This is a genomic window from Bacillus sp. P4_E1 (assembly GCF_056401715.1).
The window spans coordinates 1-15,647 of sequence record NZ_JBFUIV010000042.1 but is presented as its reverse complement, the minus strand read 5'-3'; the positions used below and the strand labels follow the sequence as shown (position 1 = coordinate 15,647).

Sequence of the window (15,647 nt, the reverse complement as noted above, 5' to 3'; positions counted from 1 at the left end):
GCATACCTGGTGGTATGCGACTTAGACAACAAAAGTACTTGAATAACATAGTAGAACAAGATCATCGTTTTATAAAGAAGCGAATTCGTTCTATGCTAGGGTTCAAATGTTTTGACACAGCTACATCCATTCTTTCTGGAGTAGAAGTCATGCATATGATTAAAAAAGAACAGGTTGATTTACGGGACCAGTCTGTCCAAAATCAAAAAGAATTCATCCATCAATTGTTTGGGCTTGCGGCATAAGATACGATTCCGTTAGGAATCTATGCGCTTTATTATCTTTTATTCTATTTTTGCACCAAAACCGACGGTATCATTATACAGCTTATTTAGAAGAGTCATGTACATTTCGAAGAAGTTCTTCAATAAGTATTGTTTTTTCATTCACCTTTGTGGCATATGTGAAATCACCATAACAATATGGATACCTAAAATTATTTTTATTTCCACCACAAGTGTACATCGCTGGGTTTTGATTAACTTTCATCTTAGAAAACTTTTTGGCCGAATCTTCCGAGTGTTGTTTAACTTCTTGACTAGCAATAAAATCAATATACCCTGGCCCCATATTATAGCTTTGAATAATTGTATCCATGCTAACATCTTTTTCCGTTCCATATTTGTACATTTTAGCAAAGTGTTTTACCCCTTGTTTAATGCTCAAGCTTGTCTCTTGAATTTCATTTGGCTTTAATCCAAGTGATTCAGATGACTGCATAGGGTCGTTTCCCTCACCTCTACTCTCTTGGTACATAATTCCTAATAAAACTGCTGTTTTCCCTCCTAAATTATATTTTTCTAATTCTTTTTTCAAGGTAGGCTCATATTGCAATACACGTTTTTCGGTAGCGAGCGCTTTATTTTGTTGAATATTAGTTTTATGATTAAAATATAGTATTCCAAGCATTGTTCCTAAACCTAAAATACTAATAAAGAATAATATAATAATTTGTTTTTTACTCGTATTCTTCATATATTCCTCCTCGTATAAGAAATTCCATTTTTCAATGGTGGTTGGTTATTTACAAAAGATGTAATAATCATCTATTTCCCTGCCCCTTTTTAGACTCAAATTCATTTCCTTTAGGTTTAAAGTTTAATATAGAAATTTAAAAATAAAGTAAAGATAAGATAAAGATAAGATAAAGTGCATTTTTTAGAGTACTTTAAAAAGATATTGGTACAAACGGATATGTGGGACAACTTGTTGATATGAATGGATATAGTGATAATGGAGAGGTTATTGTACAAATTATTAATTATGGAGATATCATTCCAGAAGAAGATTTACCACCTTCTAACAATCAGCATCACACATGGCTTAATACATTATCGAAAAGAAAAAAGCTCTGCATTATGCAGGCTTTCTTTATGATTTCATTGTTAAATTGTTCATAAAATTTTTTATAGAATTCGCCTGGAATATACGCAAATGAGGAGAATGAATGTCGTAATGTTTGTCAGTGATTATAAGAATTGAAGGAAAGAATTTAGAACCTTTCGGTTGCCAAGATTCATTGTGCCATTCTTGGCTATGAAAGTATAACTCATATCTGTTTATCTTTTCTTGCATTATCTTTTTACTATAAACCGAATTTTGAACTTCAATAAAAAATGGGGATTTACGCCATATGGTAAAGACATCTGGTTCCATAAATGCTTTACCATACTTTGGTTCCACTTTGAATAGTTTAGGATTTTCGTAATAGACAAGTTGCTTGTATACGTCCACAATGCCAAGGAAATGAGGGATTTTTTGACTTGTCTTTCTGATAGAACTTGGCTGCGGAAAATAAATGTATGGGTGCTGCAATACGTTAGCATCAACATAGCCGTCTCTTCTTAATCGTTTCATAACCGTATTACAACAAGTTACCGCATTCTTTAAGCCTTGAAAATGCAAGTCAATAATATCGTCACGGGACATGCATCTAAATCGATTCAAATCATTCAGGATTCCTTTATCTCTACTCTTCATCATCTAACACCCCAAATAGCGGCATTTCTTCCTGCAAAGAATTATGGAGTATCCTCTCTCCTTTAGACATGCGATACGGTTCAACAATTTGTTTCGCCTTACTTAATTCCAAATAAGGAGCTTGCACTTTCTTTAATCCATTTCGTTTTAAAATCATTTGGCCAGATTGCTCTAAATGCTCTGAACCAGGAGTACCCATGATATTACTATTAATTGCACTATCACATTTAAAGCCGATTCTAACGGTCATATTTAGCTTTAACTTACCATCCAACACTTTCGAATCTGGCCGCTGCATACTAAGCATAAGAAACACCCCAAGTGATCGGCCGACTGCTGAAATCTTTTCAATTGTAGTCATACACTCTTTTTCATCTTTTAGCATGGCCACTTCATCAATAGCAAGTAGAATATATGGTTTTTGATGATCTGGATTTAACTTGTTGTACGCATCAATATGATCAACCTCATATTCTTCCATAAGTTTTCTTCGTTCTCTAATTTCCTTCCACATCTTTTGAAGCATTATTTTCATTTCAATTTCTTCCATACAAACTTCTTTTACATACTTCACTCTTCGCAAGAAATGAAATTCAGAGTTTTTTAAATCTCCAAGATACAAATGCAACGTATCAGGAGACATATATTGAATGAGTGTGGATAGTACAACACGTACCATACTACTTTTCCCGCTTCCCGTTTCACCTGCTATTAATAAGTGTGGTGTATTGGAATCAACCATATCGTACGTAATCGTTTTTCCAAATTGATCCCGGCCAACCACAACAGGAAGACGGTACCCTTTTAATAAGGGCTGCCATTCTTTATAACAGTAATTGTATGGTTTTAGTCCAGCATCTGAACGGAATACATGTAGTACAAACTTTTTCACATCCCCTTCAATCGTAATATTCCGTCCTAATATTTGCTGAAAACAAAACCACTTCTTTTCAATCTTCTGTGGATCTAATCCGTTTGGTATGGTAAAAACATACCTCACGCTTTCTGCTGAAGAAGAAACATTATGTACCTTTGGATAAATAGGCACTTTTCCCCCACGCGTTTGATGTTCCGTATATAAACCTGCTTTTCCGAACACCTCCATAAGCTGATTCCTTAACCTTTGCGTACGAACCCACTCCTTTATAATCCCCATTACTCTCTTCCCTCCTTAAAACATGATTACGATACGAACAAATACATATCCAATCAAACAAACTCCACCAATTCGCGTTCCGTGATAAATACCTTCACTTACAAATTTAGCTGCTGATATATAGTCATGTCGCACCAAGTATTTTTCTAACATGACTGCTCCGATTAAAATCGTTCCCATAACTCCTAATGCAATGTAAGTATGTAATACCTGATCCGACATATGAAGGAATGCGAAAGGACTTAATGAATTGTATTTACGGATTTTCTGTTCTTTATCTTTGTATGACCGATCCATAAACTCGCGAAAAGGAATTGTTTCTTTCCTAGCACGCATTTAAATGCCCCCTTTATAAACAGAATTTAGAATGTAGATATTACATAGCTTCATCTACTTAATACCGTGGTAGTTTTACCTTGGTAGAAATCTTGATAAATACTGTGGTAATCATTCGCAAATTACTTTGGTAACCTCGTATTCTTCTACCTTAATAAATACCGTGGTAGCTGCTTTGATACATCATATTGTGGACAGCTTGTACATTATGTAAAAAACTTTTGCCGTCTATGCGAATAGTTTTTTACATTTATGTCCACAATGTTGAAAATAGGTTCAGGAGGGATTTAAGTGTTTTGGAAATTCGGAGGTAAAAACCGAACGAAATTAGGTAATTTTTTAGATCGGAATGGCTTCACCCAAAATGATTTAGAAAAGACCGCGAAATTAAGTCGTCCTACAGTTTCAAAGGCGTGCAATGATAAAGAATACATACCTAGTCCAACTGTAATGAAAAAGATTTTAAAAGTTATTAGGCAAATAAAACCAAACATTAAATCTACCGACTTTTGGGATATGTAAAAACTGGCTAACTAGAGTCAGTTTTATTTTTTTATAAAAACCCCTTCATAAGAGAACGTATATTCGTGTATAATAAGAACGGATGTTCTTATTATTAAGGAGGCGTAAAGGTGTATGACTACTCAATTTTGCCGAATCGAATTGTTTTATGTGTAGATCTTCGAAGCTTTTATGCTTCAGTTAGTTGCATCAAGATGGGATTAGACCCACTACATACCAAATTAGCTGTAGTAGGAGATGTGAACAGAAATGGCTCTATTGTTTTGGCTGCAACACCACCATTAAAGGCATTAGGTGTTAAGAAAATGGCAAGGTTGTACGAAATACCACGGCGTAAAGACATTCTTGTGGTAAACCCAATCATGGGAACTTATATAAAATGCTCAAATTACATAACGAAATTAGCTCTACAATACGTTCCTATTGAAGATTTTCACCAATACAGCATCGATGAATTCTTTATGGATATTACAAATAGTATCCATCTGTTTGCGAATGAGCCATATGAATTCGCGTTAAAATTCAAACGTGAAATATATAAGAAAACAAGAATTGAATGCACGATTGGGATTGGGCCTAATCCTTTAATGAGTAAAATCGCTTTAGATGTGGAAGCGAAGAAGACAAAAGACTGCATCGCATATTGGAAGTACGAAGATGTACCCATAAAATTATGGCCGATACGACCACTTAGTAAGTTTTGGGGAATTTCGAGTAAAACAGAAGCAAAGTTAAATCGAAAAGGAATACATTCAATTGAAGACTTAGCGAAATACCCGCTCAAATACTTAAAACAAAGTTTTGGAGTTATTGGCGAAGAATTACACCTACATAGCAACGGCATTGATTTTAGCCGCATTGCAGAAAAATACATACCAGCAACAACTTCAATTGGTAAGAGCCAAATACTCATGCGTGATTACACAATAGAAGAATTTCCAATTATCCTTCTGGAACATATCGAAGAAGTTTGCTATCGGCTGCGAAGACATAATAAACTTGCTCAAACCATACAATTTTCTATTGGTTATAGTAAAAATTACGCTGGCGGTTTCAGGAAAACTCACACTTTGAACCGACCTACCAATTTAACAATGGATATTTATCGAATTTGTACATACTTTTTACATGAGTTATATACGGGTGAACCCATAAGATCGATTAATGTTTCTTTAACCAACTTAATCAATGAAGGCGAAGAACAAATCTCTCTTTTCGATAACATCATACAACGCGAAAAAGAAATAAAATTAACTAAGGTAATGGATGAAATACGCACTAAATTTGGCAAGAACAGCATATTACGAGGAGTTTCTTATACAAATAGTGCTACAGCAAGATATAGAAACACATTGTTAGGAGGACATAAATCATGAACAACACTAATATGCCAAAAGGAAGAGGAATGGTAAAATGGACTCCATTTGCTGCGATGCCGGAACAATTTGCTGGTATCCGTGAGATCATTAAAGAAAAAAATAAAATAACGCGTCCAATATTAACACCAGAAGAAAAAGAACTTATTGAAAACTTATTATTATGCTCATTGCTTTCCGAAGAAGAAATATTGATTACATATTACGAAGATGGCTATCTGCTTACTAACTACATGACCGTGACTGATATTGATCCATTGAATTGTTCTATTATATGTACAGATGCTTTTTATAACAGGATTACTCTTAAATTTATGGATGTTGTTGATGCAAAATAAAAATAAAGGGTCTACTAGATTCTGGTGTAAATATATAATAAAGAACAAAAACAACAATAAATCTCTAACGGGATCTCCCCTTATACTATAAGATCAAATACTTGATGAATGAATTTATTCTGATTTTGAACAGACTGGTTGATATTATCCCCTTAAGGTAGACAGTGTAAAAAGACCATGAATACACATGGATGTTACACTTTTACTTGAAGGGGATTTTATTATGGTTAAAAAAGGGGATAAATTTCAAACTTATTCAGATAAATTAAAGATACAAGTTGTAAAAAATTATTTAAATGGTGAGGGTAGCCAATCACCTATAGCGAAGAAATATAAGCTTAGAAGTAGAACACAGTTAATGAATTGGGTCCGGAAATATCAAAAAACAGGTGATATTTCAGACTTGCGGGGGCAAAAAATGGTGGTAATAACGGCTTAAAAAACCTCTTAAAAGGTCGTCCTCGTACGAAGTTCGATAGTATGGAAGAAGAGTTGGAATACTACAAGGCGCAAGTGACTTACTTAAAAAAGCAGTATCCAAATCTATAGGAGATGTTCTTGCTCAAACGGCTAAGTACGAGATTATTGAAGAACTACGTTCTCGGTACAAAGTAACCTGGCTTTTCGTCATTGCGCAGTTAAATCGCTCTAGCTACTATAAGTGGCGTTCAACATGTAGTCAAAGGCAATTACGCCTTTCAAAGGATAATACATTGCATGAACAGATTCAAGCAATTCACATAAAACACAAGGAATACGGTTATCCTCTCATGACAATCGCCTTACGAGAGGCTGGATTTTTTCAAGAAGCGCTTAGCTACTTTGACATCTCTCGTTTTACTAAATAAAAAGTCAATAGTATTCCCATCTGAATCGACTGCATGATACAAATACATCCATCGTCCTTTTACTTTGATGTACGTTTCGTTCACTCTTCATGATTCATTCGTTTGTTTGAGGTAACGTCGAATTCGCTTATCCAACTCAAGACCATATTGATGTACCCAACGCATAATGGTTGTGTGTGCTATAGATAAGCCTCGTTCCTCCATCATTTCCACCAAATCACGGAAACTTAGATTGTACCGTAGGTACCATCTCGTGGTTAATAGAATAATATCTGGTTGATAATCTTTCCACTTGAATAGATTTTGCTTTTCCACACTGATTACATCCTTTCTAGAGTACTAGTATCAGTATGTTCAAGTTTTATAGATTTCTTGCACCAGAACCATCAATTAATTGTACTAAACAATCATACTGTTTAGTAGTATGTTAGCAAGAAGGTCTTTCACTTTTATAACATAAATGTTACAAAAGTCTTTCAGCCGTCCTATTTTTTTCTGATACGATGGGAAGCGTAATCCAAAATTGAATTCCCTGCTTGCCGTCTGCGCGATCCCTCACAACACGTTCTTCCTTGTGCATTTCAATCAATAATTCTGCAATATCTAATCCAAGTTCAGGAGATTACTTGCAAGAGTCTTAGAATTTTTGTATCAAAACCATGAACAGTATAGTAGGAGCTATTCAGGAAACTAAAAAAGAGCAGTTATTGACACTCCCACCCCTAAAGGGGATGGGCTTTCCCGTTCGGAAAATCTGTAAAGAAAGGTATTACTTTTGAATTGTACAAATAGGGAGAGTAACTTCAACTGTTGTTCCTTTATTTACTTCACTCTCAATAAATACCTTTCCTTGATGTGTTTCGATAATTTTATAACAAATCATTAATCCTAAGCCAATCCCCTCTTCCTTAATACTGTAAAAAGGTTCTCCTAGATATGGTATACGTTCTTTTGGGATCCCACACCCTTGATCGATAAAACGAATGCTTATTTGATCATTATCAAGTTTATCAATTTGAATCAGAATTTCTCCTCCCATTGGCATGGATTCAATTGCATTTTTTAAAATATTAACAAATACTTGTTTTAATTGATTTCCTTCACATGGAATCAATGGAATACCAGGTGTATAATCTGTTCTAATTTGTATATTATTCATCATTGCTTGAGGTTGCAGTATCAATAAAACTTGATCAGTTAGCACACTAATATCATTAGGTTGTATCCTTACCACCTGTGGTTTGGCTACCGCCATAAATTCATTCGTAATACTTTCTATACGCTCAATCTCTGATGATACTATATTTATATACCCCTGATTATTCTCATTTTCTGTTGATTTTAGTAATTGCATAAACCCTTTCATTGCGGTTAATGGATTATTAATTTCATGAGCTATTGCAGTGGCTAATTGTCCTACGACAGCGAGTTTTTCAGATTTTCGTAATAATTCTTCTGTTTTTAACCGTTCAGTGATATCACGAGAGATACTTAAGAAAACTTTTTTGCCATTCAAGTTAAAAATACGGACACTAAACTCGGTTGTTATTGTTTTTCCGGTTGGAAAAATATGTTCATCTTGCAAAGTGAAAGAAGTCTGTCCCTCTCTAATTTTTTCTAACAACTGTATGATAATTGGAGAATCTTGTGGTACATTATTGGGGAATGGCATCGAGAGAAGCTCTTCTCTACTATATCCAAATCTGTTACACCCAACAGGATTTACCTCAATAAATCGACTTGGAAATTGATCCTCATTCAACTCTACAACATATACTGCATCAGTTGCTTGTTCAATTAGTGCACGATATTTCATTTCACTATCTCTTAATTGTTGATGTAATCGTTGCCGTTCTCTTTCTGCTTGTTTTCTTTCGGAAATGTCCCTACATATTGCAGATAAAGCTATCACATTTCCCCTTACATCTAGAATAGGTGAAACTGTCAGACTGACATCAAGAAGGCTTCCATCGTTACGTTGTCTAACTGTTTCTAATCTCGTAACTACGGATTCTCCTGTTAGAATTTCCCGGATATTTCCAAGTGATTCATCCATTAAGAAATCAGGCACACAAGGTAATCTTTTACCTATGATTTCGTGTGATGACCAACCAAATATCTTTTCATAAGCTTTATTAGCTTGTAAAATATGTCCCTCCCGATCAGATATGGTAATCGCATCTACATTATGTTTTATAAATGATTCCAGTAATTCTTTAGTTGCCCTTAATTCTGATTCTACCTTTTTCCTTTCGGTTATATCGACTGTAGAACCAACAACTTCAATAACTTGTCCATTTCGTTTAATCGGTCTAAGCGCAATAAGAATAATAGTTTTATCATTCGGCCAGGGTAATTCAAATATAATTTCTTTCCCTTCCCACGCCTGAAGATAATACTTCATTAATTGTGGAACTAAATGGGGAGGAATAATAGAAGCATCAATAGTACGTAAGCTTTTTCCTACCACCCGTTCAGAATAAATTCCGTTTTGATAATAAAACTGTCCATCACACAAAGTGTGTATAAAATGTTTATCCATTTTTTTAAATTTAAAGATACCCCCTTGAAGCTCATGTACGGTATCTTTGAGTTCTTGCTTCGATTTTTTTAATTTTTGATTCATTTTAGATAAGTCCTGTGTTAAGTAATATAATCTTTGGTAAGCTTCCATAAGAAAAACACCGATTAAAAGTCCTAAAGCTATAAATACTAAGCCTGGAGTGTAAAGCACTGTAGTAATAAAGAATACACCTACTAACCACTTCATACCCACAAAAACAGAAAAGTATAGAGGTGCACTTTTAAATGGATGAAGGCTTTTGAAATAAGTTTTAAAAATAGTAAATAGAATACCCATACCGAAATAAGCCATCACAGGTGGTTCCCAATACCCACCAAGGTAAAAGATGCGCATTATAATAATGCTAATTAATGTAATCCAACCAGCAATGCGACCAAAGTAAATAAAAGAAAGAATAAGAGGAACAGCCCGGAGATCGTAGGAAAATCCCATGTACGGAAACGAAAAGAACATCAAGGTAACTGCGATGATCCCTCCATAGAATTTTTCAAAATATCGCCTGGAATGAATCGTAAACACTTGAATAAATATTGCTGCGCTAACAAGTAAAGAAAAAATAGAAAGATTGATGAAATAGTCTTTAATAATCATGTAATGTCCCTCCTTGCATTAAGTATATTCGACAAAAAAGCGGAAAATCCTACAAATAGTATAAACAGTTCAGATGCAAAAAATTTAAAATGCATGTAAGTAATCTCTAAATCTTGGACATACTGATACTGTTACTCTAAAAAGTTGTACAATCGGTATAAATATTGAAGAATTAGTACTTCATACAAAGAAATTCTCCCTAAAGGATATTAACACGAGATTAACATATCGCAAAATCGAATCAAAATACAGACCAGAAATGAGATTAACATATCAACAGACATTAACATGTTAACCTTAGGAACCATTAAAGTGTTAACCTCATGTCAACTCCCTTTACTATTAATGATAACTAGAAACTAACAATACATCGATAAACCATAGGTTTATTAGAATGAGAGTTGAAATACAAAAATTTACAGAATTTAAAAAACACTCAATAAATACAATGATTCCTTATCAATATATAAAGAGTGTTTCTTTATATATTGATAAGAGAATTTCGAGCGGAAGATTAATAGAACATATAGACTGTAAAGTAAAATTACATACAGTGTATCTGATTGTATTTAATAAAGTAATATCAGAATTACTTTGTAACATGCAACTTAGAGATTCCCGATCTACTATTAGATGCATAATTGAAGATTTAGTACTTCATATAAAGAAATTCTTCTCCTGGAGTATCGATATGACATTAACATTTTGCCAAGTAGGATCTAAATGCATGCCGAGAACGGGATTGACACATCAACAGACATTAACATGTTAACCCTCAAGAGAATGAAAATATCATTGTTATGTTAACTATCATTGTTTTTAATAAAGACAAGACATTAACAACAGATCTATAAAACTACAACTTTATTAGGATGAGAATTAAAATACGAAAATCCACACTACTTAAGAACCACACTTTATAAATCGCTAGAGATTTCGCGCTGAAAATTATCAAGAAATGCAGACTATCAAGCAAAGCACTGTCCATTATAGTGAATTCATATCAATAGAATACTATCTTAATTTGAGCAAAATTACTTTGTAATATAAGCTTTAGAAGCTTTAGAATTTTTAAATTCACTCTTGGGTATGTAATTAAAGGAGCAATATTTTAATTAAAGATATTATCCCTGCGAGTATTAACATAAGATTAACATTCTATAGAAACAGGTCCGCATACGTACTAGAAATGAGATTGATATATCAAGAAACATTAACATGTTAACGTTTCGAACAACACAATTGTTAATCTCATATCGACCATACTTAATTCTATCGCTGACAAGACATTAACAAAACATTGATAGATGTAGATCCTTATTAGTATCGCTATTAATATACCAGGTTCACAACGATTGAATATTATTTACAATTAATAAAGTCCATATAGATCCTATTAGTAAAAGCTTTTTCTTTGTGATTTACACTTACAAAATAATCATTTAAGCTAATCAACAAAGCGAATAGTACTTTATAGTGTTTCAAACGACTAACAACCAATAAATTAACTATCCTATACAGTCATCAAATTAGAATTTAACGTTCATATAGACCTATAATAGTTATTATCGAAAATTACTTTACTAATCTTGGGATCAGTTAAATAGAGACACTGCCTCTATTAGTCAAACAGATATCCGTTCTATACTCTCAAGTGTTATGAATGAAACAGGCTCGTACTGAAATTATTAATAATATGGACTCTTTTTATCATATTTATACCTATTATTTTTGAAAGTTCAATGCTATATCCTCATAATTTATTTACAAATCGGTTATATTTACTTATCATTAATATTAAGTGAATAAAAATGTCAATCTCATAGCAACAATTTATAAGGATATAGGGGGCAAAGTTACCTAATTAATCCTATATAACATTGATGCATTTTAAGTCCCAGTTAACAAAACATTAACATTTAGCGGGAATAAACCGCACTTTGTTGATGTGCTGTTAACACTTTAAATGTAACATGTTAATGTTATCTTTCATGTTAATATTAGATAAGGAAGGAATTCCTATTAATATCGTCGAAAAACACTTAACATATCAATCTCATATTTCATGTTAATGTCATTTATCAGCACAATTACATACTGTTAAGGAGGTAATATTATGATTAAGCAGGAAAATCAATCAGCACAAACCATGGTAGATGATGAGAACTCATTACACGAAGACGCTTTTGAAAAAGCCTGGCGAATAACAGAGTTTTCTAAGTTAGTAGGTAGACACCATAATACTGTTTATAATTGGTTCAATACGTTAGAAGAGAAGGGATTGCACGGAACACTTAGAACCAATAATACAAATGAAAAGCTATATAATTCATTGGATTTAAATATAGCTCTTTTCATAAAACAGAAAAGGGATGAAAAGTGGTCTTTAGATGCCATAATCGAACTTTTGCCGCATCAATTCGAACTAAGGCCAGTATCTCCTGAAAACCACTCTAATGAAGTATTATCTCAAATTGATTTTCAAGACGCAGCTGAGACAATTGAAAAATTGGTGGAACAAAAAGTTCAAGCACATTTACAAAACATCGAAATACAATTCCAAGAGAAATTTGAAAATGTATTAAAAGCATTGCCTCAACCTGAAGATCCAATTGCTATGAAAGAACGTCAAAGACAAGAGAGACTTGATAACATAATAATTGAACATAGAGCTCGTAAAGAGTTAAGACGACAAGCTGAAAAACTCTGGAATGAAAAGCCTGAGGAAGAGCGTGTGAAAAAAGTTGGTTGGTTTAAAAAAGAGGAAGATCTAGCAAAAAAACACCTTTTTATTGAGAATTATTTAAACGAAAATATGATAGAGTATATGCAATCTATTATGACATCAGAATAAAAAAGAGGCCCGGGATACTCCCAGACCTCTTTTTTTTATTTTGATGTACCAAACATTTTGTCTGGATCCATAAATGCAGCTAATTCTTCATCATTCTCAGCATCTGCTGATGGTTCCTCATTACTAGTTCCCATATCGATGTAATCACCAAAATTAATACTGAAATCATCGTCTTGATCTTGCATTTCAATTGTACTAATTTGAGATTTTTTAAACTGAATTTGATTTTGCTTCTCTTTAAATTCATTGAATTCTTCAACTAAACCTTTAGACAAACGGGACGGTAATGCATCAGTTTTATAGAACGTATACACACTGCCCATAAAATCATTTTTACTAATTAAATACCCATTAAATACCGTACCGTTGATTGGTAATGTATTCGTAACTTCTACTTTTGCATCATCCATAAATGAATCATCGATATTCTTTTGTTCGTCTAGAATTGCAAGCATTCCAAAATGATGCACCTTAGAAGCCTCCAACTCACCATCATCGTTCTTTTTCATTAATTCTATAGGAGGGTGGAAAGAGCTTCCTTTCAACGATTCTGAGAACATATCTACTATTTCTTTACTATTTTCAATTTGATTCATATTGCGAGAAATTTTATTAATAACTAGACAGCCAGTTTTCTCTAATAAAATACGTTTAAAGTCCTGAGAATCTAAAATAACAGATGTTCCTGCGCCATTAGAAGCTGTATTTAATTCATGGATGATTTCACCAATGCGCTGATTAGCATAGTCTCGTGAATTAGCAATACCTTTTTTCTCATTTTCGTTTAATCCCTTAAATTCATCATAGAAATGTTGGTTATCCGCGAAAACAACGAATGCAACACCTTTTGCTGGTTCATTTGCTAACTTCCAAATCTCTTGAGAGAATTTATTTACTTGTCTTAGTACATCAGGCCCATCGGCTCTTACAGGGAGTGTCACAACAATACCCATTTTAATAAAATCTTTACGCTCAATTGCATTATTGAATGCAATTCTTGCATACTTTTGTTGATTTGCTATTAATTCCTCTCTAGAAATTTTCATTGCCATACTTTTAAGTTCTTCAGCGATTATAGGTTTATTATGAAAAGCCGAGAATTCTTCAATTGCTTTAATGATTGTAGAAGTACCTGTTCCACCGCCTAATCCAGCAAAAAATAGTACCAATTCATCTGTTGGTCTTACACGCTCTGTGATGAATTCTTTTAACTTTTCTTTCGCTTCATCATTTGATTCTAGTACTTTTACAGCACGTTCTGGATTCTTTCCTAGTCCGCCTAATTTTAGTGATACTTGGTTACTTTTAGGCACATTTTTTAATTCGGCTAAATCACCATCGTTACTATTTAAAGCAAGACAGTTGTACACAGATGTTCCATCCGTATGCTTATATTCAGCAAATTTATCTACCATTCTAGTTCCGGCTTGACCAAAACCAACCATTGTCATTTTTACTGCTACTTCGTTTTTCAGAAAGTTCTTCGCCATTATTTTATCTCTCCTTTTTCTTATCTATTCGTTTCTTTACGTTTTCCAAGTTCAATTAACACCTGCTGCCCTCTAATTGTTGAGATTAAAAATTTATAAGGGTGCATAATTTTTTCAGTTATTAATGACATTGAAGATAATGTACTAACACTTACTTCAGCTGATCTTCTTGATATATTGGTTCGTTCAACCTCTAATGAGTATGATTTTCCCTTTAATTTCTTAACTCTCCTATCAATTACAACATTACCTACTATTTCATTTATTGAGATGCCTCTCATATATTTCGTCTCTTGGTATTGTTTATTTACCTCAGATCCTATGTAATGAAATACATTATAAAGTATTTCGTCCTCTTCAAGAATGTCTGCAAACATGTTCACAACTTCAGCAGGAAATTTAATTACTTTATACTTTTCGCTCAATACCTCGTTCAAGTTTCCTCCCCCTTAAAACGTTGGTTAATTATTCCTACGAATATATTACATTAATATAAGACGTATATCAAGTGATTATATATAGAACTTACATATAAAGCGTACAAGTATTAAAGTTAGTTAAAATGTTGATATATAAACACGATTATATACAGCGTACATGCACGCTGTATATAATATATATCAATTTCAGGTTTCATATAATTAACAATACCTTCTATAAAACTATAAATTTAATATTTAATTTGACATTCTTTTGAATAATCCTTTATAAAAAATATCAAATTACAAACATTTCATGTTAAAACACTTCACAAAGCATCCATACGCTCTATTCATAAACTTTATATATAAGCCGTATATATAAACCCTTTAAAATAAAGGTTTTGTGGCTACTATATCAATTTCATATCAACATATTTAACATATTTCATTTCTATACAACTTATATGCAAGTTCTATATATAAAGTGTATATGTACAGTGTGTATAAAACATACTAAAATCATTGCTCTTTTCATATCATATGGTTTGATATGAAAAGAGCAATGATTTTAGTTTAATAAAGAGACCTTCGTATTCAACTAGATTTATTAACGATTTTTCTTCTATTTAAAACCATTGATAAAGGAGATCTGTCAATGTCATGTTATAAGTTCTCCTTTCAGTTATTAACTCACATAATTGCAAGTTCAATATCTCAAGTGTTAGACTCTACACATTCACTTGTTAATCTCATATGTACACCATCTTTATCATTTTAGCCAAGAAGACTCCTTCCTCAAGGAACGCGAAGTGAGTAGGTGGGAGATGAATTGGCTTCGGACAAGAGATGGCAGAAAGCCATCTTAATTGTTCGACATACATAAACTGTTACTTCACTATCTATCGAATGTATGTTTGTTATATAATAGACACATGCCGAAATGGAGGTGAAATGAATGATGATTAATAAAGCATATAAATTTCGTATCTATCCAAATAAAACACAAGCAACCCTAATTAATAAAACGATTGGCTGTTCTCGTTTTGTATTCAATCATTTCCTATCTCTATGGGATAACGCATACAAAGAGACAGGGAAAGGTTTGACATATGGTACATGCTCTGCCAAACTTCCTGCCATGAAGAAAGAG

Annotated in this window: 15 protein-coding genes and 2 pseudogenes; 8 read left to right on the top strand and 9 right to left on the bottom strand. The window is 33.1% G+C overall.

What is annotated here, in order from left to right; all coding sequences use genetic code 11:
• The coding region (locus tag AC1DS7_RS28225; protein ID WP_476999378.1) for a DDE-type integrase/transposase/recombinase at positions 1-245 on the top strand (245 nt) is incomplete at its 5' end.
• An 82-nt stretch (positions 246-327) separates the two neighbouring features.
• Here AC1DS7_RS28225 and AC1DS7_RS28220 read toward each other — a convergent pair.
• Positions 328-975 (bottom strand): lysozyme family protein, encoded by a 648-nt coding sequence (locus tag AC1DS7_RS28220; RefSeq protein ID WP_002144315.1) that lies wholly within the window; start codon positions 973-975, stop codon positions 328-330.
• 221 nt (positions 976-1,196) lie between these two features.
• On the opposite strand from AC1DS7_RS28220, the gene AC1DS7_RS28215 reads away from it, so the two are divergent.
• Positions 1,197-1,400, top strand: coding sequence for a hypothetical protein (locus AC1DS7_RS28215; RefSeq protein ID WP_476999377.1), 204 nt, complete (start codon positions 1,197-1,199; stop codon positions 1,398-1,400).
• Here the strand turns inward: AC1DS7_RS28215 and AC1DS7_RS28210 are convergent.
• Genes AC1DS7_RS28210 through AC1DS7_RS28200 form a run of 3 tightly spaced genes read right to left on the bottom strand, consistent with a single transcriptional unit; the run spans position 1,372 to position 3,472 of the window.
• Positions 1,372-1,947, bottom strand: coding sequence for a replication-relaxation family protein (locus tag AC1DS7_RS28210; RefSeq protein WP_016119146.1), 576 nt, complete (start codon positions 1,945-1,947; stop codon positions 1,372-1,374). The two genes, AC1DS7_RS28215 and AC1DS7_RS28210, sit on opposite strands and share 29 nt — an antisense overlap.
• Positions 1,948-1,969: 22 nt before the next feature.
• A complete protein-coding gene (locus tag AC1DS7_RS28205; protein ID WP_476999376.1) occupies positions 1,970-3,136 on the bottom strand; it encodes an FtsK/SpoIIIE domain-containing protein in 1,167 nt (388 codons plus the stop codon).
• Positions 3,137-3,151: 15 nt separating this feature from the next.
• Entirely contained in the window at positions 3,152-3,472 is a 321-nt protein-coding gene (locus AC1DS7_RS28200; RefSeq protein WP_001202663.1) for a hypothetical protein, read from the bottom strand.
• A gap of 291 nt (positions 3,473-3,763) precedes the next feature.
• Between AC1DS7_RS28200 and AC1DS7_RS28195 the strand changes: the two genes are divergently transcribed.
• From AC1DS7_RS28195 to AC1DS7_RS28180, 4 genes are all read left to right on the top strand, one after another.
• Positions 3,764-3,994, top strand: coding sequence for a helix-turn-helix domain-containing protein (locus AC1DS7_RS28195; protein WP_416098856.1), 231 nt, complete (start codon positions 3,764-3,766; stop codon positions 3,992-3,994).
• A 110-nt stretch (positions 3,995-4,104) separates the two neighbouring features.
• Positions 4,105-5,370, top strand: a complete 1,266-nt coding sequence (locus AC1DS7_RS28190; protein ID WP_088045389.1) for a Y-family DNA polymerase — start codon at positions 4,105-4,107, stop codon at positions 5,368-5,370.
• Positions 5,367-5,708, top strand: coding sequence for a YolD-like family protein (locus AC1DS7_RS28185; RefSeq protein WP_002144322.1), 342 nt, complete (start codon positions 5,367-5,369; stop codon positions 5,706-5,708). The genes AC1DS7_RS28190 and AC1DS7_RS28185 overlap by 4 nt, the downstream gene beginning before the upstream one ends.
• Before the next feature lie 187 nt (positions 5,709-5,895).
• A complete protein-coding gene (locus AC1DS7_RS28180) occupies positions 5,896-6,147 on the top strand; it encodes a helix-turn-helix domain-containing protein (RefSeq protein ID WP_199627322.1) in 252 nt (83 codons plus the stop codon).
• Positions 6,148-6,502: 355 nt separating this feature from the next.
• On the opposite strand, the pseudogene AC1DS7_RS28175 reads toward AC1DS7_RS28180, so the two are convergent.
• From AC1DS7_RS28175 to AC1DS7_RS28165, 3 genes and pseudogenes are all read right to left on the bottom strand, one after another.
• Positions 6,503-6,871: pseudogene (locus AC1DS7_RS28175) on the bottom strand (IS6 family transposase); the annotation flags it as partial.
• 148 nt (positions 6,872-7,019) lie between these two features.
• Positions 7,020-7,169 (bottom strand): annotated as a pseudogene (locus AC1DS7_RS28170) (sensor histidine kinase); the annotation flags it as partial.
• 156 nt (positions 7,170-7,325) lie between these two features.
• Positions 7,326-9,731, bottom strand: a complete 2,406-nt coding sequence (locus tag AC1DS7_RS28165; protein WP_476999375.1) for a PAS domain S-box protein — start codon at positions 9,729-9,731, stop codon at positions 7,326-7,328.
• A gap of 2,116 nt (positions 9,732-11,847) precedes the next feature.
• Here AC1DS7_RS28165 and AC1DS7_RS28160 point away from each other — a divergent pair.
• Positions 11,848-12,585 (top strand): terminase gpP N-terminus-related DNA-binding protein, encoded by a 738-nt coding sequence (locus tag AC1DS7_RS28160; RefSeq protein ID WP_215601259.1) that lies wholly within the window; start codon positions 11,848-11,850, stop codon positions 12,583-12,585.
• Positions 12,586-12,620: 35 nt separating this feature from the next.
• On the opposite strand, the gene AC1DS7_RS28155 is transcribed toward AC1DS7_RS28160, so the two are convergent.
• Both AC1DS7_RS28155 and AC1DS7_RS28150 read right to left on the bottom strand, forming a co-directional pair.
• Positions 12,621-14,075, bottom strand: coding sequence for an FtsZ/tubulin family protein (locus AC1DS7_RS28155; RefSeq protein WP_002144330.1), 1,455 nt, complete (start codon positions 14,073-14,075; stop codon positions 12,621-12,623).
• A gap of 20 nt (positions 14,076-14,095) precedes the next feature.
• Positions 14,096-14,512, bottom strand: a complete 417-nt coding sequence (locus AC1DS7_RS28150; RefSeq protein WP_002144332.1) for a hypothetical protein — start codon at positions 14,510-14,512, stop codon at positions 14,096-14,098.
• Between the two features lie 940 nt (positions 14,513-15,452).
• Between AC1DS7_RS28150 and AC1DS7_RS28145 the strand changes: the two genes are divergently transcribed.
• A partial coding sequence (locus AC1DS7_RS28145; RefSeq protein WP_476999374.1) for a helix-turn-helix domain-containing protein occupies positions 15,453-15,647 on the top strand: 195 nt, incomplete at its 3' end.